At 51.9% G+C, this 611-nt stretch carries 1 protein-coding gene; it reads left to right on the forward strand.

Annotated features, from left to right (window positions below):
* A partial coding sequence (locus tag R7O13_RS28610; protein ID WP_318305428.1) for an MFS transporter occupies positions 1-611 on the forward strand: 611 nt, incomplete at both ends.

The raw sequence follows: 611 nt of genomic DNA on the forward strand, positions 1-611 counted from the left end.
CAAGCTTTGTCTGGTATCGCTAAAGACCTCAACAAGATGAGTGCCAAGAGTGCGATTAAGCCGCTAGTACCAGATGAGCCGCAAGGCGCGCTTTACAAATGGGTGGCGATTTTGACGGGCTCTAAGAACGCACTCAAAGGGGCGGGTTTCTTTGTCGGTGGCTTGTTGTTGTCTTGGGTGGGTTTCCAAAACTCGATGTTTATTATGGCGAGTGTGCTCGCGGTAGTGTTCATTTGCAGCATGATCTGGCTAGAAGCCGATATGGGCAAAGCGAAAAATAAGCCTAAGTTTAGCCACATCTTTTCTAAGTCTGAATCGGTCAACATCTTGTCCGCAGCGCGCATGTTCCTGTTTGGTGCGCGGGATGTCTGGTTTGTGGTGGCTTTGCCGGTTTATCTCGGCAGCGTATTTGGCTGGGATCACTTGTGGGTTGGTGGCTTTTTAGCATCATGGGTGATCGCGTATGGCTTTGTGCAAGGTTTTGCGCCGCGCATTACGGGTAAAGCGCAGGGTCGCGTGCCTGATGGAAGTGCGGCATTAGTGTGGGCGGGGGTTCTTGCCTTAATCACGGGCGGGATTGCTTACGGAGTACAAATTGGTTGGCAGCCGGA

Source organism: Vibrio sp. Y176 (assembly GCF_033438945.1).